The 19245-nt window shown below is 58.6% G+C and carries 15 protein-coding genes and 1 pseudogene; 9 read left to right on the plus strand and 7 right to left on the minus strand.

Features of this window, described 5'->3' with window-relative positions; all coding sequences use genetic code 11:
- The first annotated feature begins 39 nt into the window (after positions 1-39).
- Both NW838_RS09230 and NW838_RS09235 read left to right on the plus strand, forming a co-directional pair.
- Positions 40-1350 carry a M16 family metallopeptidase gene (locus tag NW838_RS09230; RefSeq protein ID WP_414427911.1) on the plus strand — a complete coding sequence of 437 codons (1311 nt, stop codon included), beginning with the start codon at positions 40-42 and terminating at the stop codon, positions 1348-1350.
- Positions 1351-1659: 309 nt separating this feature from the next.
- Positions 1660-2766, plus strand: coding sequence for an o-succinylbenzoate synthase (locus tag NW838_RS09235; RefSeq protein ID WP_414355613.1), 1107 nt, complete (start codon positions 1660-1662; stop codon positions 2764-2766).
- Here the strand turns inward: NW838_RS09235 and prfB are convergent.
- Positions 2763-3891, minus strand: a protein-coding gene (gene prfB / locus NW838_RS09240; protein ID WP_414355612.1) for a peptide chain release factor 2 whose coding sequence is annotated in 2 segments (ribosomal slippage) — positions 2763-3818 and positions 3820-3891 — 1128 coding nt in all. Because the reading frame shifts where the segments join, the coding sequence is not laid out codon by codon here. The genes NW838_RS09235 and prfB overlap by 4 nt on opposite strands.
- Before the next feature lie 322 nt (positions 3892-4213).
- Here prfB and NW838_RS09245 point away from each other — a divergent pair.
- Positions 4214-4615, plus strand: a complete 402-nt coding sequence (locus tag NW838_RS09245) for a DUF4359 domain-containing protein (protein WP_414355611.1) — start codon at positions 4214-4216, stop codon at positions 4613-4615.
- A gap of 52 nt (positions 4616-4667) precedes the next feature.
- Here NW838_RS09245 and NW838_RS09250 read toward each other — a convergent pair whose 3' ends face one another.
- Together NW838_RS09250 and NW838_RS09255 are read right to left on the minus strand one after the other, a co-directional pair.
- On the minus strand, positions 4668-5789 hold the full coding sequence (locus NW838_RS09250; protein WP_414355610.1) for a methyl-accepting chemotaxis protein: 1122 nt from the start codon (positions 5787-5789) through the stop codon (positions 4668-4670).
- Positions 5790-6071: 282 nt separating this feature from the next.
- Positions 6072-7289 (minus strand): annotated as a pseudogene (locus NW838_RS09255) (HD domain-containing phosphohydrolase).
- A gap of 215 nt (positions 7290-7504) precedes the next feature.
- Here NW838_RS09255 and pth point away from each other — a divergent pair.
- Positions 7505-8179 carry an aminoacyl-tRNA hydrolase gene (pth, locus tag NW838_RS09260; protein WP_414355608.1) on the plus strand — a complete coding sequence of 225 codons (675 nt, stop codon included), beginning with the start codon at positions 7505-7507 and terminating at the stop codon, positions 8177-8179.
- A 211-nt stretch (positions 8180-8390) separates the two neighbouring features.
- Here pth and NW838_RS09265 read toward each other — a convergent pair whose 3' ends face one another.
- Positions 8391-9266, minus strand: a complete 876-nt coding sequence (locus tag NW838_RS09265; protein WP_414355607.1) for an ABC transporter permease — start codon at positions 9264-9266, stop codon at positions 8391-8393.
- Positions 9267-9562: 296 nt separating this feature from the next.
- Between NW838_RS09265 and NW838_RS09270 the strand changes: the two genes are divergently transcribed.
- On the plus strand, positions 9563-11047 hold the full coding sequence (locus NW838_RS09270; protein WP_414427916.1) for a cation:proton antiporter: 1485 nt from the start codon (positions 9563-9565) through the stop codon (positions 11045-11047).
- Between the two features lies 1 nt (position 11048).
- Here NW838_RS09270 and NW838_RS09275 read toward each other — a convergent pair whose 3' ends face one another.
- Positions 11049-11639 carry an FHA domain-containing protein gene (locus tag NW838_RS09275; RefSeq protein WP_414355606.1) on the minus strand — a complete coding sequence of 197 codons (591 nt, stop codon included), beginning with the start codon at positions 11637-11639 and terminating at the stop codon, positions 11049-11051.
- A gap of 215 nt (positions 11640-11854) precedes the next feature.
- Here NW838_RS09275 and NW838_RS09280 point away from each other — a divergent pair, with 215 nt between their 5' ends.
- The 4 genes from NW838_RS09280 to NW838_RS09295 all read left to right on the plus strand — a co-directional run bounded on the left by NW838_RS09280 (position 11855) and on the right by NW838_RS09295 (position 14211).
- The gene (locus NW838_RS09280; protein WP_414355605.1) at positions 11855-12079 is read left to right on the plus strand and encodes an NAD(P)H dehydrogenase subunit NdhS; all 225 of its coding nucleotides are present in this window, start codon (positions 11855-11857) and stop codon (positions 12077-12079) included.
- A 34-nt stretch (positions 12080-12113) separates the two neighbouring features.
- Positions 12114-12881, plus strand: a complete 768-nt coding sequence (locus tag NW838_RS09285) for a low-complexity tail membrane protein (RefSeq protein ID WP_414427912.1) — start codon at positions 12114-12116, stop codon at positions 12879-12881.
- 84 nt (positions 12882-12965) lie between these two features.
- Positions 12966-13760 carry a hypothetical protein gene (locus tag NW838_RS09290; protein ID WP_414355603.1) on the plus strand — a complete coding sequence of 265 codons (795 nt, stop codon included), beginning with the start codon at positions 12966-12968 and terminating at the stop codon, positions 13758-13760.
- A 193-nt stretch (positions 13761-13953) separates the two neighbouring features.
- Entirely contained in the window at positions 13954-14211 is a 258-nt protein-coding gene (locus NW838_RS09295) for a DUF2949 domain-containing protein (protein WP_414355602.1), read from the plus strand.
- A 63-nt stretch (positions 14212-14274) separates the two neighbouring features.
- On the opposite strand, the gene NW838_RS09300 is transcribed toward NW838_RS09295, so the two are convergent.
- Both NW838_RS09300 and NW838_RS09305 read right to left on the minus strand, forming a co-directional pair.
- Positions 14275-17484, minus strand: a complete 3210-nt coding sequence (locus tag NW838_RS09300) for an efflux RND transporter permease subunit (protein ID WP_414427913.1) — start codon at positions 17482-17484, stop codon at positions 14275-14277.
- 48 nt (positions 17485-17532) lie between these two features.
- A complete protein-coding gene (locus tag NW838_RS09305) occupies positions 17533-18885 on the minus strand; it encodes an efflux RND transporter periplasmic adaptor subunit (RefSeq protein ID WP_414427914.1) in 1353 nt (450 codons plus the stop codon).
- Positions 18886-19245 lie beyond the last annotated feature (360 nt).

A 19245-nucleotide genomic window follows, 5' to 3' on the forward strand; every position in this document is an offset into this window, starting at 1 on the left:
CTCTTGATTTTCGGATTTTGGACGGGATCCCTTGCCTGCATGAACTCTGCTCTGCTTGCCACCCAACGTGGCCGTTTACAGCGCGTCCTTTTGGCCAATGGCATCACGCTGTTGCTGGGCCAGAACCCAACGGTGGAGATCTTGGCTGCCCACTGTTTTTTCCGCGGTGGTAGCCGGGCAGAGCGGCCGCAACAGGCGGGGGTGAGCCACTTGATGGCGGCTGTCCTCACCAAAGGTACGCATCGGCGCAACTCCCAGGCCATTGCTGCTGCGGTGGAATCGCTGGGAGCCTCGCTATCGGTGGACAGTTCTGCCGACTATTTCGAGGTGAGCCTGCGCTGTGTGGCTGCCGATTTCCCGGAGTTGCTGGATTTGCTTGCGGAGACGCTGCGGGATCCCAGTTTTCCTGAAGAGGAGGTGGCGCGAGAGCAGGGGTTGATACTGCAAGCCATTCGCGCCCAGCAGGAACGGCCTTTCAGCCTGGCTTTCGATCAGGTGCGACAGGCCCTCTATGGGGATCATCCCTACGCCCTGCCGGGGTTGGGACGGCTGGAGACGGTGGGATCCCTGACCCGCGAGGATTTGGTGGCCTATCACGCGGCCTACTGTCGTCCCAATGGAATGGTGATGGTGGTGATCGGCCCAGAGCCGCCGGAGCAGATGGCTGCCCAGGTGGAAGCGGCTTTGGGAGACTGGGTTGTTCCCGGCCCCTCTCCAGAGGATCGGGATGTTCCCCTGCCCCCTCTGAGGGATCCCCAACTGCTGAGGTTGCCCCAGCCCACTCAGCAGACGACGATCTTGATCGGGTTTCGCGGATCCCCTGCTGCTTCTGCGGATTATCCGGCCCTGAAGTTGCTGGCCACCTACTTGGGGAGCGGTCTGTCCAGCCGTCTGTTCGTGGAACTGCGGGAGCGCTGTGGCCTGGCCTATGAGGTCTCGGCTTTTTTTGCCACCCGTCGGGATCCCGCCCCTTTTGGGGTTTACATGGGCACTGCGGCAGAGAATACTCAGGTGGCCCTGGAGCGCCTACAAGCAGAAATCCACCGTCTGCAGGCCAATCCCCTCGATCCGGCGGAGGTGGAAATAGCGCAGCGCAAACTTCTGGGCCAATACGCCCTCAGCAAACAAACCAATGCCCAGGTGGCCCAACTGGTGGGCTGGTACGAGATTTTGGGCTTGGGCATGGAGTTTGACCAGCAGTATTTGCAGAGGGTCAGGCAACTCACCCCAGAGCAGCTCCATCAAGCCGCAAAAACCTACCTGACCAACTCGGCCATTGCTCTGGTGGGGCCGGAAGCTGCCTTGGCAGAAGTTGAGCCGGTGTTTTATGGTCGTTTCGATTCAAACTAGGACACTGCACCCACACCTAAAACGTTGGTTGCGTCGTCGCGTCAGCGTTGCGGAGCAATAATGCATAATGCATTGTGCCAGAAGGCTTTTTTCAGTAGCCCAGGTGTCTCACCCTGACCTGAAGTGACCAGAACTTTGGATTGAGGTCATTATAATAAATAAATACAATTATAATATTATTATGCGCCATTATGAGTCAATCTCAGGGTGTTAAAGAAAGCGACGGGGATCGTTTTTGATCTGAAGAGCAGACCTCTGAGAAAGCCGGAGTTTTTCCCTTCTTTATCTATCTATCCTGCTTGGTTTTTTGTGGTTGGTAGGCACAGTAGATCACCCGCAGGGGATACCCAGAAAGAGGAGTCTGCACCGCTCAGGCGGCTGGAAGAGCGGTTTTCCTTTGCGTTTTGCTCCTATCGGCGTCCCTTTCGGCAGCCCCTGCGCACCCACCACGGCCTGTGGTCTATCCGGGAAGGGATCCTGATCCGGCTTACGGATCGGGAGACAGGCTGTCAAGGATATGGGGAAATTGCTCCCATCCCTTGGTTTGGCAGCGAAACCCTGGAGCAGGCTCTGGAGTTTTGTCGGCAGTTGCCCCCTCTTTTGTCGGAGGCGCATATTTTGGGGATCCCAGAAGCACTGCCAACCTGCCGGTTTGGGTTTGAATGCGCTTGGCTGGCCTGTCGGGATCCCGATGGGTTGAATAGGGATCTCTCTTTGCTCTCTTTCTGTGAACTTTTGGGGGAGACCATCCCGTCGGGAGCCTACAAGGACTCCGTCCCGCTGACGCGAGCGGTGTACAAGCTCAAGGTAGGGAGGGATCCCATGCAGCAGGAGTTGAAGAAGCTGGAGCAATGGCTGGAGCGGTTGCCGCCGGGATCCCGTCTGCGTTTGGATGCCAATGGGGGACTAGGGCTTGCGGAGGCCCACCGGTGGCTGGCCGTTTGTGATCGGCTTAACCAGGACTCGCCGGGCAAGATCGAGTTTTTGGAGCAGCCTCTGCCGCCGAATCAGCACTCCCATCTGGTGGAGCTCAGCCGCCAGTACCAGACCCCCATTGCTTTGGATGAATCGGTGGCCTGTTTGGAACAGTTGCAAGCCGTCCATCGCTCAGGATGGACAGGGATCCTGGTGGTGAAGCCATCTTTGGTGGGCTCCTGCATCGCGCTGCGGGAGTATCTCAGCCGACATCCCGGCCTGGATCTGGTTTTTTCTTCTGCGCTGGAGACTGCCATCGGCGCTTGGCATGGACTGGCCTGGGCGGGATCCCTGCAGGAGAAGACGGCTTGCCCCAGAGCTGTGGGGTGGGGGGTAGGGGGGGTCTTTCCAGAAGGGGATCCCGTTCAGCTCCAAATGGCCTCACCGGAGGAGCGGCTTGCTCTGATGCAGGCAGTGTGGGAGCGCTGGAGCCGACTCTAAACGGCAGCGGCTTGCTTGGCATTTTCCTGCCGCAAGTAGGCTTGAATAAAGTGCATCAGCTCGCTCGGCTCACCGTTCATAAAGGCCTCGACATTGTAGGTTTCGGCGTTGGTGCGGTGATCCTTGATCAACTTGTAAGGATCGAAGGTGTAGGTGCGAATACGCCCCCCAAAGCCCTGAGTCACCATCTCGCCGCGAATCTCGGCCAGCTTTTGTCTGCGTTTTTCTTCTTCCATCTCGATCAGCTTGGCCTTCAAGATCTGGATGGCCCGCTCTTTGTTTTGCAGTTGGGAGCGCTCTTCGGTACAGCGCACAGCAATGCCGGTGGGCTTGTGGATCACCCGCACTGCTGTTTCCACTTTGTTCACGTTTTGGCCACCTGCTCCACCCGAGCGGGAGGTCTCGAACTCCAGATCTTCCATCTTCAGCTCATACTCGCTTTCCTCTTCCAGGATCGGCATCACCTCTACGCCGGCGAAGCTGGTTTGCCGTTTGCCGTTGGCGTTGAAGGGGCTGATGCGCTCCATCCGGTGGTTACCCTTCTCGGCAGAGAGATAACCATAGGCGTAGGGGCCTTCGATCAGCAGGGTGGCGGACTTGATACCGGCTTCGGCACCTTCGGAGTATTCCGAGAGGCTGACCTTGTAGCCCTGGTTTTCGGCCCAGCGGGTGTACATTTTCAGGAGCATTTCCGCCCAGTCCTGGGCGTCGGTTCCCCCTGCGCCGGCGGTGATGGTGAGGATGGCACCGTTTTTGTCGTAGGGGCCGGAGAGCAGTTGCTGTAGCTCCCACTGGCCCAACTCCCGCTCCACCACTGCCAGGGATCCCGCTGTCTCAGCTAAGAGTTCCGGATCGGGCTCTTCTTGGAGCAGCTCAAGGGCGCTGACGGCATCTTCTAGGCGATCCTTCCAGCGATGCACCTGATCCCAGGAGGCTTTGAGGCTGTTGAGCTGCTGCATGTGGCGGCGGGCTGCCTCTACATCATTCCAAAACTGGGGCTGGGAGGCTTCCTGCTCTAGGATGGCGATCTGTTGCTCCAAGTGGGGCAGGTCAAAGATAGTCCTGAGCGTTGCTCAGGCGCAAGGTGAGCGATTCTAGGGTGCGTCTTAGATCGGCAAGTTCCATAGAGAACATCAAACCATCTGCACATCGGATCCCATCCTATCCTGTGGGCCAGCAACTCAATCAAGGGATATAGCCCTTCTGCGGGCTTGCCGGAACACTGTTGCCGTGCAGCGCCGGTGAACCGGGTTCCTAGGAGTCCTTTCGGGGTAGAGCGTTTGGCTGTTGATCCCGCGCAGGCGGCTGGCGAAAGGGCTACGGGATCGACGGGTCGGCTTTGGTCGATTGCGTCAGCGGGACAGAACCCTTTGGCTTCTGCCGGAAGATCCCTGTTGAGGTGGCTCAAGCCTGTAGCAGAATGGAAAATCTGGTTTCGGAGGCTGCGATGCTAAAGGTCTTTTCCTTGCTTTCCGGGCTGGTTTTGGCCGGAGGGGTGGCTGCTTTGGCCATCACCAATCCCACCTTAGAAGAGTACGGAACCTATGCAGGGGAACAACTGGCTGCCTACGCTACGCGGGAATACTGTGCTCAGATCCCGGCTTTCCTGGCCACTTTGATTGAGGAATGTCATACTCTCGTCCGAGAGCTTCAGCCCGAACTGGAAGCTTTGTTCATGCGCCAAACCCGCCGGCAGAATTTTATCCTCTTCAGCCTCTATACCACCGATTTGTCGTTGCTCAACTTTGGCCCGCTGGGGATTTCCTTGCCCACCTACCACTTTGAAACCCTCGCCGTGGCTGGGCAATTCTACACTTATGAGATTCGAGAGGGGAAAGCTGCCCCCTAGTCACCATGGCAACCATAGGATCTCAAGATCCAAAAGAATCTCAAAAGTTCGGCTAGATCTGGGCTCGTTCCAACAGGGTTTGCAGCTCTTCCAGGGCCAACTGGGCTGACTGGGCCTGCTGGTAAAGGGATTGCACCACCTCAGCGCTGCTCTGGGCCGATTGCAGTGTGGATTGGCTCTGGCGCTGGATACGCTCTGCCAAGCTGCGAATACGGTTGCTGGCCTCAGTGGTTCGCCCGGCCAATTTGCGGATCTCCTGGGCAATGGCTCCAAAGCCACCGGCACCACCGCTGCGGTTGGCCTCTACAGCCGCATTGAAAGAGAGCAGGCGAATGTATCCTGCCACCTCTACGATCAAATCCACGATGGTGTTGATCTCCTTGAGCTCCCGCGACAACTCCTGGCTGTTGTCGGCAATTTCCTGAACTAGGCCGCGTACGGCTTCCACGCCTTCAAAGGTAGCGGCAAAGGTGGATTTGCCTCTCTCAGAGAGCACAGAACTGATTTCAATGATGCGGGCGTTAAGGCGAGCCAACTCCTCGGAGCGCTGTTGGGCCCGGCGACGTTCCATGTCTAAGGCCAGGTTTTGGTTGAGGATCTCGGCTTTTTGTCGCTCCAGATCCCGGGCATACTGGAGGCTGCGGTTTTTTTCCTGCTCCAGCTCTGCCAAGATCCTTTTCATCTCTTCCTGCTGCTCCTGTAGCTTGCGCTGGGTGGCCAGATGCACCTGGGCCTGGGCCACCAACAACACCGGCACATCGAGAAGGCGGTAGTCCTGGGATCCCAGTTGAACCACCACGGGGTCATAGATGGTCTCTTCGGGCCGTTGGAAAGCTCGGTCGGCTGCTTGGATGACATCGCAGTCGCCGGGGAGCAAGAGAAAATCCCGGCTATGGAACTCTACCATGGAGCTGATGGGCCGCTTCAAAAACACATCCAGGCCGTAGGGCTTGCTGAGCATCCACTCCAAAATGGCGCGGCGGGTCAACATTCCCCGCACCTGTGACCGCTCGTCCAGCACGATGACTCCTGAAAGGCTGCTGTCATCTTCTAGGCGGCGCACCACATTCTCGCAAGGGGTGGACTCGTTCACCTGAAACTCCACCAAGGCCAAATCGCGCAGCTTGGTGTTGATCGATAGGGTAGGAGTGGGTGGATTTGTCAGGGTAGCCATCACAGGGATCCTCGGCACAGGTTGGGTACAGATGGGTTGGAGACTGATGTGTAGAGGAACACAAAAAGTCGGCTCTAGATCGGCCTTCAATGGGGTAATTTGTGCAGAAAATCGACCACCTTCAGTTTGCCCTGGGATCCCACCTTTTGCCCATAAGATTCTGCGGGATTGTACGGAAAGGATGGCCTGGGATCCCTTCTTTGCAGTTTGCGGGGATGGATCCCTTTGGAGCTGAATGTTCTGGGTTGGTATCTTGGATCCCTGATTGATCTGGAGCTGGATTTAGCGGGTTTCTGGATAGCGGTGGTAGATTTCCAGAATTTCGCTGCGTCCTCGGTTAAAGGCGGCCACCACTTGCGGATCGAAATGGCTGCCGCTGTTGTCTTCTACAAACTGAAAGACCTCATTCAAAGCCCAGGCTTCTTTGTAGGGGCGACGGCTGGCCAAGGCATCGAATACATCGGCTAAGGCCACAATCCGCCCTTCTAGAGGGATCCCTTCTCCTTTGAGGCCGCGCGGATACCCACTGCCGTCGAACTTCTCGTGGTGGGTAAGGGCGATGATGGCGCTCTTTTGCATCAGCTCGGAGTCGGACTTGCTGAGAATTTAGTAGCCGATCTCAGGGTGGCGGTTCATGATCTGCCGTTCTTCTGGGGTCAGGCGCCCCGGCTTTTGCAAGATGGCATCCGGGATCCCGATTTTGCCCACATCGTGCATGGGACTGGCGTAGAAGATCAGCTCTTGCTCATGGCTGGATAGGCCCAAGTGCTTGGCGATGATGCGGGAGTAGTTGCTCATCCGCTTCAGGTGAAAGGAGGTATCTTGATCCCGGTATTCTGCGGCCAGAGACAGACAGAAGATGGTCTCGAAGTGGGCAGATTTGAGCTCTTCCCGCAATTGGACGTTTTGATAGGCAACCGCCGCCTGGGAGGCTAGGGCTTCTGCCACGCTGACTTCCAGCTCAGAAAAAGGTTGGCTCCACTCAGCCACCTGGTCAGGAGCTAGGGGGGTGGGGTGATCCGGCTTTAGGCGGTTCAACAGTTGCAGGGCGCCAAGGATCTTGCCTGAGGGATCCCGCATCGGCACGGTGAGCAAGGAGCGGGTGCGATAGCCGGTTTGCCGATCCACCTGTGGGTTAAAGGCATAGGGCCGGTCGGCGGGCAGGCGGTAGACATCCGGCAAATTCAAGCTTTCCCCGGTGAGCACCACGTAGCCCACAATGCTGGAAGGGCTGAGGGGCAAGCGCAGATCCCGCAGCTCCTCATGGCGGTTGACCACGAAAAACCGCAATTCTTCTCCCTCTCGGACAAAGAGGCTGGCCCCATCACAGTGGGTCAGTTCTCGGGCTTGAGCAACGATCAACTCCAGCAGCCGCCCCAGATCTGTTTCTGAGGAGAGGGCGATCCCCACTTGAATCAGACGCTGGCTGAGGCGCAGGGCATCCGAGGCATCGAATTCGGTTGTGCTGGGGTGAAGACCGAAGGGGGTGGGCAGGCTCATAGCAGGGTTGGTCAGAAGCGTTCACAATGAGCGTTGACAATAAACAATGGCAGAGTCATGGGCGGCGAGCCATTTGCCCCCAGGGATCCTCACCGCTGTCCCGACTCAGTCCGGCTGGGTATCTGACACCTTCGGGGCGACCAGCAGCCCAAAAACACGCCAACACCACTCAAAGCAGCGATGCCTTACTTTAGCTCGAGGAGGCGAGAAACGTTGTGACCCAGGTCAAGCCCAAGGGAACCGATGAGATTTCCCTGCAGCTCGTTGTGGGCCTGGGCAATCCCGGCCCTCAATACGCCAATACCCGCCACAATTGCGGCTTTATGGTGGTGGATCGGCTGGCGCAGCGCTGGGGGATCCCGTTGGTTTTGGAGAAGCGATTCCAAGGTAGCTACGGAGAAGGGTTTGCCCTGGGAGGAAAGCGACGCTTGCTCAAGCCGGAAACCTACATGAACCGTTCCGGCCAATCGGTGCGGGCGGTGCTGGATTGGTACAAGTTAGATCTCGCCTCTGTGCTGGTGGTGTACGACGATATGGATCTGCCGCTGGGTCGTCTGCGCCTGCGGGGATCCGGTTCTGCCGGTGGGCACAACGGCATGAAGTCCATCATTCAGCACTTGGGGAGCGAGGCGTTTCCACGGCTGCGTTTGGGGGTGGGCAAACCCAAGGGCAGCCAAGATGTGGTCGGGCATGTGTTGGGTGGATTCGCCCCTGCAGAACAAGAGGTGCTGGAGCGGGTGTTGGATGTGGCGGTAGAGGCCGTGGAGTGCTGCTGGCAAGAGGGACTGATGACGGCCATGAACCGGTTTAATCCTCTGGATCTGTCTGGGCCACCGTCCGATCCGGATGGATCCAATCCTGCACCGGGCCAAGGCGAGGCTTCCTCCTAAGGAGCAGCTTGTCCTGGATTGCCGGCTCCGAGGGGTCTTCCAGGAGAGGGCGCAATAAACGCTTCGTCCTGCTCAGGGGAGCGGCTGTGAAGATGATAGTCCAGATAAGTGTCAATTATCTGGACTATCCACCGATGGAACCAGAGCAGCCCACGAAACCCCAATCGCGAAATCAGATCCAAAGCCCCGTCGATCCCCAGTGTTGAGTGGGTTACGGAGTGGGTCGCCGCCACCGCGTCCAGATGTTCTCCAGCAGGCCAATCCCCTGCACCAAGAGGATCCCCAAAGCTGCCGCCACCAGCATGATCACCCACAACCCCACCATGTCGCCGTAATAGGAACGGCTTAACAACATCGGCCCCAGCCCTGCAAAGCTAACAATCGAAATCTCTGCCACAATAGCCCCCACCAGAGCCATCGCCACCGCAACCTTCAGGCTGGTAAACACCATCGGCATAGCCGCCGGGATCCGCACCCAGCGAAATACCTGCAGCGGGTGGGCATGGTAAGTGCGCATCAAATCCAATTGCAGAGGCGGTACACTGCTCAACCCCTTGGCAATGCCGATCGACAGCGGGAAAAAAGCAATGTAGGCCGCCACGATTGCTTTCGGCAACAGACCCCGCACCCCATATTGCCCCAGCACCACCGCCAGCACCGGCGCCAAAGCCACAATTGGCACATTCTGGGAAGCAACAATCCAGGGAAGCATCATCCGCTCAAAAGCTCGCGAAAACACCAACGCCACCGCCGTTGCCCACCCCACCAGCAAAGCCAGCCCCAACCCCACCAGCGTTTCTGCTGCCGTGACCAGAGCGTTATACCCAACTGCGCTCGTGGAAGTGAGGGGGAACGCCATATTTCTCAAGCCCTCCGCCAATTGACCCAAAGAAGGCAGGATCGGGTTGCGCAATAGTCGAGCACACTCCCTGACCGTGCTGCAGTCTGCAGTGCCCTGCTCCAAGAGGCGTTGCGCCGCCGGGCTGTTCGCCCAAATCGCCAAGGGATCCCAAACCAGCAGCAGTAGGATCCCTGTCAGGAGGATGGGTAGCCAGCGTTCACTCAGCGTGCGTAGAGGAGATATCACCGTTAATCCTCGCGGTAGATCGAGACAGAGTGCACGGCACCTGGGATCCCAAGCTGAGAACCCGCACCGCCATAAAAATATAGCCATTGCCAACCAGAGCAACTTCATCGGAAACCATTCTGTTGGCATCAGCGGGACAGAGTCCTCATAAAGTGCCGATGCAGGCATTGCAAGCGGATCGCCATGAGGGTTAGCCTTTGTAACAGTCTTCTGGCAGAGCGATTGCCTGAACAGAGCCGCTCTGCTTGTGCCAACCCAAGACAAAAAGCAGTCCACCTGAGGTTGAGATCTTGCTGTTGAATTGCTGGGATCCCGTTTTGCTTGCCGTCGAAGCCGCTGCCCCCATTGAAGGAGCTGCCAATCTTTCGCCCCTGATCCTGGTAGCGGTGCTGATGGCTCTAGTGGTCATCTATCTGGCCAGCCGTATCGCCGGAGAAATTGCCGTCCGCCTGAGTTTTCCCCCCGTGTTGGGAGAGCTGCTGGGGGGCGTCGCGGTAGGGGCCTCCGCGCTGGGGTTGTTGGTCTTCCCGGAAGGACAAGTTTCCGGCCAAGAGCTGCACGCCTTGGCCCAATCCTCAGCATTGATGCAATTTCTGCAAGCCACTGCCGGACTCGACGAGGGATCCCTGGTGCAGGTGTTTTCCTCCCAAAGCCAGATCATCGACATCCTCTCCGAGATCGGGGTGATCGTCCTTTTGTTTGAAATCGGCCTCGAGTCGGATCTGGCCGAGCTGTTGCGGGTCGGCCCTCAAGCCGCAGCCGTAGCCATCATCGGCGTTGCTGTGCCCTTCCTGGCCGGAACCCTGGGCTTGCTCTACCTGTTTCATGTGCCCGTTATCCCCGCCATATTTGCCGGCGCTGCCCTCACAGCAACCAGCATCGGCATCACCGCCCGCGTCTTGGCCGAGCTGCAAAAACTCACCTCCCCAGAGGGGCAAGTGATCATTGGTGCCGCCGTCTTGGATGACGTGTTGGGCATCATCATCTTGGCCGTGGTGGCGGGCTTGGCCAAAAACGGAGAAGTCAACCTTTCCGATATCGGCATCATCATCCTCAGTGCCATCGTCTTCTTGGTCGGCTCCATTGTTTTGGGGCGCCTTCTCAGCCCCTACTTTGTTGCCCTTCTCAACAGCCTGAAGACCCGAGGTAACCCCCTTCTGCCCGCCCTTGTGCTGGCCTTTCTGCTGGCTTATGTAGGGCAAATCATTCATCTAGAAGCGATTTTGGGCGCTTTTGCCGCTGGCCTGATCTTGGCCGAAACCGAGAAACGGCAAGAGCTGGAAGAACAGATCAAGCCCATTTCCGACCTACTGGTGCCCATCTTCTTCGTCTGCGTTGGGGCCAAAACCAACCTTGCCGTACTCAACCCCACCCTCCCTGCCAACCGAGAGGGACTGATCATTGCCGTCTTTTTGATCGGAGTTGCCATTGTGGGCAAGCTGGCAGCAGGCTTGGGGGCCTTTGGCAAGCCGGGCATCAACCGCTACGCCATCGGGGTGGGCATGATTCCCCGGGGTGAGGTGGGCCTGGTGTTTGCCGGCGTGGGAGCCGCCAGTGGAGTTCTCTCCGATGCCCTCGATGTCAGCATCATCGTCATGGTGATTGCCACCACCTTTGTCGCTCCCCTCTGGCTGCGGGGAGTATTGATCGAGGAAGCCAACTCCCCCCCCTCCCTCCTGGACTTGCAGGCAGAAGCGTCAGAGCAAGACCGCAAAGACAGCACCGACGAGACTGCATCAGCGCTCCCAGACTCAGAACGGGTGGGCATTCCTGAGGGCTAAATTATCTCAGCTTTCCCCTCAAACGCCCCCAGAGGGTCTGGAACAGCAGCCGCAGCGGATGGCGACGTCGGGGCCTCACGCCTTCAATCTTCTCCGTCGTCTCCTCTTGGGGCAAAATCGCCTGCATCGAGGGCGGATCAAACCGCTGCAGTGTTGTGGAGCGTCGATCCACCACCTCCGCCTTCACGCTGCGAAAGCTTACAGACTGGAGATACTGCTGAAAATCTTCGTCCGACAACCGACGAATGCAGTACTGCATCCGCACCCGATCCCCCAACAGGATCTGATCCCCATCCTTGAGATCCCAGCTCAGACATCTCTGCCCATTCACCGAAATGCCGTTGGTGCTGCGCTTGCCCTCGATATTGCCGTCCAACAGCCGGTAGGTATATTGGCCATCTTTGTGGGGTAGCCGCAGCAGCAGCGCGTGTTGCCGAGAAACTGCCGCCGAATGAATGACAATCGCATTGCTGGGATCCCTGCCAATCGAATAGGTGGCAGCGCTGAGGGCCACAGCCCGCCGTCCCTGCTCATCATCGATCACCAACACATGCCAGAGTTGGGACTGGGAAGACTTTATGTCAGTAGCCATTGTCTGGGGCCTTGAGCTGGAGCTGGATTGACCGTCGAAGTCGCAGTGCAGGCCCCTTTCGTGTTAGCGGGCTGGAAGCCACACCTCAGCCCATTGCCCAACCCTCGGTGAACCGCTGTGGGGAGAAGGTCAACGAGGGGGAGACTCGGCAAGAGAGGGGCTTTCCCCCATAATAGTAAGGCAGAGCTTCTGCAAAAAAAGAGGATAGCTGAAACGTGAACACGACTCCAACCCCAACCCTCCTCGAAGCCCTTCCCCCGATCCACCCCGGCGTTGCCGTCCGGGTCATCAACCCCAACGACACCTACTACTGCTTTGAGGGACAGGTACAGCGAGTTACCGACGACCATGCCGCTGTCCTCTTTGAAGGCGGCAACTGGGATAAATTGGTCACCTTCCGCCTCACAGAATTGGAAGTGGTGGACAAATCTCGCCCCTAGCCCTGCTCTTCCCTGTCCCTCTTGGAACTTCCCCATGCGCAGCCATTGGCAGGAACCTTTCCTCTGGATCCATGCCGCCGGCATCCTCCTCTTCCCCTTGTGGGTGGGGCTGACCCTGATCGGGCTGGCCACAGGGGATCCCCTCCTGCCGGTGGGGGTAGAGCAGGCCTGGGTGGCCGTGGTGGGCATTGGGCCGGTCTTTGCCCTGCAGTGGCGCAAGCCATTGGATATCTTCAGCCTGTGGGTGGCCTCTGTCCCCCCGGAAGAACTTACCCCCGACCAGCGCCGCATCTTGGCCGCCTTCCTCAGCCCCGAACATAAGATTTTGACGCTGTTGGCGGCAATCCTGATGCTGGAAGTCGGTGAGCGCCTCTACGACTTTGCCCCCCTCTTTGCCCCGCTCACCCCTGGCAACGGCACCCGTCTGGCAGGCCTAGCCATAGCTGCCTTTGGATTTTGGGGATCCAACCTATTCTTGCAGATCCCCATTGCAACGATACGGGTACTCCTCCTCAGCGAGCCGGAGCTGGCCCAAATGGATCCCGTCCCCGTCGAGGAGATCGAAAGCCGCTTCTCCGTCATCGGCAATCGCCGCAGCCCACTCCTGCAACGGCTGCTGCGCCGCATCTCCGGCCAAGATTCAGAAGGCACCTCGAAAGACCAAAAAGACAAGGATAAAAACAGAGCGACAGAAAACCCCCAGCCGGAATCCGAGAAGCGGGATCCCTCTGGGGAAGTTGCCATGCCGGCCCCTGAAACTCCCCCCGATCCCACCCAAGGCAAGCTTCCGCAAAAGCTGTAGCACAATGTTAGATTGGAAGCAATCCAGACATCGTGAAATCGAACCATCGGCATTCCCCTGAGCTTCGAGGCTACCGCACCGGCAATGGCGAGCAACTTTTCTTTCCGCTTCAGACAATTTACCCAACGCCTCAGAGAAACCACCCAACTTCCCCAGTTTTTTACCGAGCAAGCCACCAGTGAAACCCAAAACCTCGCTCGGGAGTTGGCTTTGGTTGGGGAATACGCCACTCAGCTTAGCCAAGTGGTGATGGAGGTGGACTTTCTCAACCAGCTCTACACCCGTCTTTTGAACGAGCGGGAAGTGTTGCAGCAGGAAAAAGACAACTTGGAAGCCCGGGTCTTTGAGTTGCAGCAGGAACGCAACGAGACAGAGCCCCAGGTGATGTATTTGCGAGAGCAGTTAAGCCAGGCTAGCTTTCAACTGGAACAAACCCAAAACCGCGAACGCAGCCTCAGCGAGCGAGAACGACAGTTGTCGGAAATCGTAGCCCAACTGGAGCGCCGGCGGGCTGTACTCAATCAAGCTATCGAAAACCTCACCAACCAAGAGGCCGATTACACCGTTCGCACCAAAGAACTGGAGGCGGTCGTCCAGGAAAACGAAAAGAAAGCCAAGCAGTACCTGGAAGCTGCCAACCACTACCGCGCCTACCTGGAAGAGCTCAATGCGCAAGTGCAAGAAACGCAAGCCAAGCTGAGAAGCCTTGGTGTCGAGCCCAAGCCCGCCGACCTGCCTCGACTTGAGGATCTGGAAAAACCCACCCCCATCCCAACGCCACCCCCTGCCTACACGCCTCCTCTCCCCCAACAGCCCCCCCCATCCCAGCAGAGTGGCTATTGGTCAGATAGTCCCTTCGACGACGACCCCTGGGGATAGACCGTCCTGCCAGGATCTATAAGCCAGCTTTGCGACAAAGCTCAGTCCTCTCTGCCCTAACCGGCCTTGGGAGGGCCTGGGTGGTCACATACCCTGGAAGAAACCTGTTGCAAGGGATCCGCAAGAAGATCCCCAGAATCAGTACGAGGATCCCGATCCTCGACATTCAATCCTTTCCTGCCCGGCCAAACCTATGGAACCGACCCTGCCGGATTTACAAGCCCTTAGCCAATGGGATCGACAGTTCTGCCAGTTTGCTGAGCAGCAACAGCTCCTCAAGCCCAAACAACTGGCTCTGGCCCTGAAGATCCAACGGCAGCAGCACGGCCCTCTAGCCTTGATCCTCTGGCAGTTGGGCTTTGTGGGCCTGCAACACCTGGCTCAGTTCTGGGAAAAAATGCCCGGCGGAGCCGAGCTCGAACTGCTCGAAGACAGGGCCCTCGGTGGATGAAAGGTGCCCCCTTCCCCCACTCGCTTTTCCGCCAGAAGAGAAGAAGCAAGCAGATCCCTCTTGCTACCCAACGCTGTCGCCACCAGGCAGCAGATCCTTGGGATCCTCCGGTGGGGGCAGATGCGCCAGATCCACAGGCGAAGGGGATCCCCCCAAAATTCGCACCTGGATCCCCTTGATCACGACATAGAGCACCGGCACCACCAGCAAACTGAGCATTGTCGAGACGAACATGCCGCCGATCACCGCCGTGCCCAGCGACTGACGGCTGGCTGCCCCTGCGCCCGTGGCCGCTGCCAGAGGGAAAATACCCAGGATAGTGCTCAGGGCGGTCATCAGAATGGCGCGGAAGCGCGTCTCGGCTGCTTGGGTGGCAGCTTTGAGCAGTGGGATCCCTTGGGCAACCAACTGGTTGGCAAACTCCACAATCAAGATAGAGTTTTTGCTGGCCAGCCCGATCAACATCACCAACCCGACTTGGCAGAAGACGTCGTTGGTCAAGCCCCGCAGCAGTTGCGCCAAAAGAGCCCCAAGAACCGCCAGCGGCACCGCCAACAAAATGATCAAGGGATCCACACAGCTCTCAAATTGCGCCGCCAGCACCAGGAAAACGAACACCAGGCCCAAAGCAAAGATCAGCGGCGCCTGTCCTCCCGACTCGATTTCTTCCAGGGAAAGGCCCGACCACTCGAAGCCGAACCCCTGGGGCAGCAACTGGGCGGCCAGCGTTTCCATTGCCCGAATCGCTTGCCCTGAGCTGAAGCCCGGCAGGGGGCTACCTTGAATTTCGGCAGAACGGAAAAGGTTGAAGTGGTTAATGATGGCCGGGCCGGTGGTCTCCTCCACCTGCACCAAAGTGCTCAGCGGAACCAATTGCCCCTGGCCCCCGCGCACGTAGAACTGGCCGATGCTCTCTGGGTTGGCCCGGAAGATCTGATCTGCCTGCACGTAGACCCGGTAATTGCGGTTGAACAGGTCGAAATCATTGACGTAGGTGCCCCCCAACAGCGTTTGCAGCGTGCCGAAGACATCCGACAGAGGGATCCCCAGCAACTGGGCCAGATCCCGATCCACCTGTACTTCTAGCTGCGGCGAATTGGCGTTGAAAGTGGGCGGGTTAACCCGCAGGCCCAAGGGAGGTTGGCCCGGCTGGGGCGGCGAGTTGCCCACAAAAAACAGGGTGTTGGCCGTTTGCTCCAACAGATTGAAATCGTTGACCCCCCGATCCTGAAGTTGGAAGGTAAACCCACCGGTAACCCCCAAATCCGGAATGGCCGGCGGCAAGATCGGGATCACCAACGAGCGGCTGATCCCACCCAAAAAAGGCCCAAATAGCCTGTCAACAATCGCTTGGGCCGATTGCTCCGGTCGCCGTCGCTCTTCCCAAGGTTTGAGGGTGGCAAAGATCAGCCCATTCCCCGGCGAGGGCCCGGTAAAGCTGAAGCCCCCCACCACCGCCACATCCTCGATCTCCGGGATCCCCTCCAAAACGGCTGTGGCTTGCCGAATCACCCCGTCGGTGTAGTGAAGGGAGACCCCCGGCGGCCCCTGAACAATGGTGATGAAAAAGCCCTGATCCTCATCCGGCACAAACCCCGTCGGCACAACCTGGAACAGCCAGTAGGTGAGGCCCAAACAGGCGACAAATCCAGCCACCACCAGCAGCCGCAGCCTCACCACCAGCTCCAGCAGGCGGCGGTAGACCGCTCGGATCCCTTCCACCAACCGGTCAAACCAGCGCAACAGCCAAAACATCTCTCCTGAGCGCGGACGAATCAGCAGTGCCGACAACGCCGGGGCCAAAGTAATGGCATTGAACGTGGACAGAGAGACCGCCACCGCAATGGTGACGGCAAACTGCTGATAGATGCGACCGCTGGTGCCGGGAAAAAAGGCAATCGGCAGGAATAACCCCAACAGCACCAACGTAGTGGCAATCACCGCCCCCAACACCTCATTCATCCCCGCCGAGGCCCCCTGCAGAGGCCGCATGCCGCGATCACGGATATAGCGGGAGATATTTTCCACCACCACGATGGTATCGTCCACCACCAGACCGGTGGCCAGAGTCAGGCCAAACATGGTCAGAGTGTTGATGGAAAAGCCAAACAGGCGCACAAAAGCAAAAGTACCCAGCAGCGCTACCGGGATGGTGATGGTGGGAATGAGGGTGATGCGCCAATCCTGCAAAAAGATAAACAGCACCAACACCACCAGGCCAATCGCCTGCAACAGAGTGAAAATCACCTCCTGCACCGACTCGGTAATGAACAGGGTGGCGTCGAAAGGGATCTCGTAGATCAAGCCGGGCGGAAAACTCTCCGCCAGCTGCGCCAACGTCTGCCGCACCTGCCGCGACACCTCTAGGGCGTTGGCATCCGGTTGTTGGGTGATGGCGATCCCCACCGCCTCCTGCCCCCCGATGCGGAAGAACGTATCGTAGCTTTGGGCCCCCAGCTCTACCCGGCCCACATCGGCAATGCGCACCAAGCTGCCATCGGCGTTGGCCTTGAGAACGATCTGGGCGAACTCCTCCGGCTGTGAGAGCCGCCCCGTTGCCTGGACGCTGATCTGAAACTCCTGATCCGGCGGGCTGGGCTGGCTGCCAATTTGGCCGGCAGGCACCTGGATATTCTGCTGGCGCACCGCGTTCACCACATCCAGAGCCGTTAGCCCGTAGCCGGCCAAGCGTGTCGGATCCAGCCAAATGCGCATGGCGTAGGTGCGCTCTCCAAAGATGATGACATCGCTCACGCCCCGGATGCGCCGCAAAGCATCCCGCACAAACAGCTCTGCGTAGTTGCTCAAAAACAGCTCATCATATTCCCCTGCCTGCGAACGCAGCGCCACCACCTGCACGAAAGCACTGTCGCCGGCTTTTTGGACGCTGACGCCATTTTGGATCACCTCTGCCGGCAGCCGCGCCTGAACTCGGGCAACTCGGTTCTGCACATCCACAGCCGCTATGTCCAGATCCCGATCGGGGCTGAAGGTGACCGTGATTTGGCTGGTACCGTTGCTGCTGCTCACCGAAGAGAGGTAGCGTATGCCCTCGACGCCGTTGATCTCCTGCTCCAGCACGTTGGTCACCGTCGTCTCCACCGTCTCGGCATTGGCCCCAGGGTAAACGGCTGTCACAGTTACGGCTGGCGGCGCCACCTGAGGGTAGTAGTCCACCGGCAGTAGGGGAATGCTCACCGCCCCCACCAGCACAATGATGATGGAGCAGACGGTAGCGAAAACAGGACGGCGAATGAAAAAGTCAACGAACATAAGTCTAAGGATCCGCTGCGATGAGATACCGGTTGAGCTGGTCGCCCTTCAAGTTGAAGCTTGGATGACTGGGCCAAAACTGGGGCAAATAAGAATTGCTGAGAATGCACAGCCTCTTCTAGGGCGGGGATCCCCCTCTCCACCTTGTTGCTGCCCCCTCTGCTGAAGGATCACCTCATCAATAATCGGTGCGCCATCGCGGATTTTTTGCAGGCCAGTGAGCACAATTGGCTCATTGGCCTCTAGGCCCTCCAGCACCTCATAGCTGTTCCCGTGGATGGATCCCAGCCGTACCGGCCTTTGCACCGCCACCGCCCCCGGGGGCATGCCCTCTGCTGGCGGCTCCGTCGTTTGCACTGTGTAGACAAAGGTTTGCGCTCCCAAGCGGGCCACCGCTGTCACCGGAATCAGCAAGGCCGGTCGCTCCTCCCAGATGACACGAGCCCGCACAAACTGCGCCGAGCGCAACTGCCCGGCTGGATTCTCCAGAAGGGCCTTGGCCAAAACCGACTGCGTGCTGGCTTCCGCCTCGGGAGCAATAAAGGAGATCTGGCTGGTGCCGATCACCTCGCCGCGGCTGTCCAGGAGCTGCACTGGGGTGCCGATGCGCAGTTGCGGGGCCCGCTGCAGGGGGATATTGAGGTTGATCTCCAGTGCCTGGTTTTGGGTCAGGGTAGTCAAAACCGTTTGCGGTGTCACGTAGTCTCCCTGCCTCACCAAAACATCCCCCACAATGCCCGCAAAGGGAGCCGTGACCTGGAAAAACTGCAATTGCACCTGCTGCCGCTCCGCCTCTGCCTGGGCCCGCTGCACCTCTCGCTCTGCCCGCAAAATCGCTGCCTCCTGGGCGCGGATCTGCTCCTGTTGCGCTGCCAAAGGCGGGTCCGCCTGGAGCAGATAGCGGCTGGACTGATCCACCTGCAACTTGCTGATGGGCTCCTGCGGGAATAGGCGCAGGTTACGTTCGTGCAGATCCCGGGCAAACTCCGCCGCTGCCTCTAGGCGCATCCGATCCGCCCGCAACTGGCCGAGCAGAGCACGGCTGCTCTCCAGGTTGGCTTGGGCCGCGGCAATCCCCGCCGTTTGGCCGGCCACCGCCGCCTGTTGCTGACGGCTGTCGATCTCAAACAGAGGTGCCCCAGCAGCCACCTGGGATCCCAACTGCACCAACACCCGAGTCACCTGTCCGCTCACCTGGGGCCGGATGCTGGCCACCTGCTGGGATCCGAGGCTGGCGATAAATTCCGACGCCTCCTCAATCATCCGTTCTTCCACCACTCCTATTCCCACTGGCGTGGGGGGTTGGCCGTCCCCCTCCATCTCCTGGGGCGGCCTTCCAGCTCGGCAGGCAGTTAACAGCAAAGAAAGACACAGCAGCGGCAAGGCCGTTCGCGCTCGCATCGTCAAGTTGCTCCCACAATAGGCATAGGGACAGGTAGGTGGACAAAGGGATCCCACCCCTGCACTTGCTTAACCAACCAAGGTAATGAACGAGAGCCTCCCCAAACCTGTGCAAAAGCGCTTGAAATCTTCCCAGTCCGGAACTAAGGTGTATGCTTAACAAAAACTTTCGCCGCGCTTCGCCCCACCCCAATGAGACTTCGTCCTGCTAACGCGATAAGGATACCCTTTGAGGGCACGCCACTCCTGGCTAGACTGTTCCCAGATCAGCAGGAAAGGAGTTCAGGCTTCCACCCCCTGCCGGAGAGCATGCCTCTAACCCCCAAAACCCTGAACTTTGCTGAATTTACTGAGCTTTAG

It is taken from the genome of Synechococcus sp. R55.2, from assembly GCF_047462075.1.
Lineage (GTDB): Bacteria > Cyanobacteriota > Cyanobacteriia > Thermostichales > Thermostichaceae > Thermostichus.

Coding starts and splice junctions, on each gene's coding strand:
- NW838_RS09230 (WP_414427911.1), top strand. CDS start 40: ATGAACTCTGCTCTGCTTGCCACCCAACGTGGCCGTTTACAGCGCGTC.
- NW838_RS09245 (WP_414355611.1), top strand. CDS start 4,214: ATGCTAAAGGTCTTTTCCTTGCTTTCCGGGCTGGTTTTGGCCGGAGGG.
- NW838_RS09250 (WP_414355610.1), bottom strand. CDS start 5,789: ATGGCTACCCTGACAAATCCACCCACTCCTACCCTATCGATCAACACC.
- NW838_RS09275 (WP_414355606.1), bottom strand. CDS start 11,639: ATGGCTACTGACATAAAGTCTTCCCAGTCCCAACTCTGGCATGTGTTG.
- NW838_RS09285 (WP_414427912.1), top strand. CDS start 12,114: ATGCGCAGCCATTGGCAGGAACCTTTCCTCTGGATCCATGCCGCCGGC.
- NW838_RS09290 (WP_414355603.1), top strand. CDS start 12,966: ATGGCGAGCAACTTTTCTTTCCGCTTCAGACAATTTACCCAACGCCTC.
- NW838_RS09295 (WP_414355602.1), top strand. CDS start 13,954: ATGGAACCGACCCTGCCGGATTTACAAGCCCTTAGCCAATGGGATCGA.
- NW838_RS09300 (WP_414427913.1), bottom strand. CDS start 17,484: ATGTTCGTTGACTTTTTCATTCGCCGTCCTGTTTTCGCTACCGTCTGC.
- NW838_RS09305 (WP_414427914.1), bottom strand. CDS start 18,885: ATGCGAGCGCGAACGGCCTTGCCGCTGCTGTGTCTTTCTTTGCTGTTA.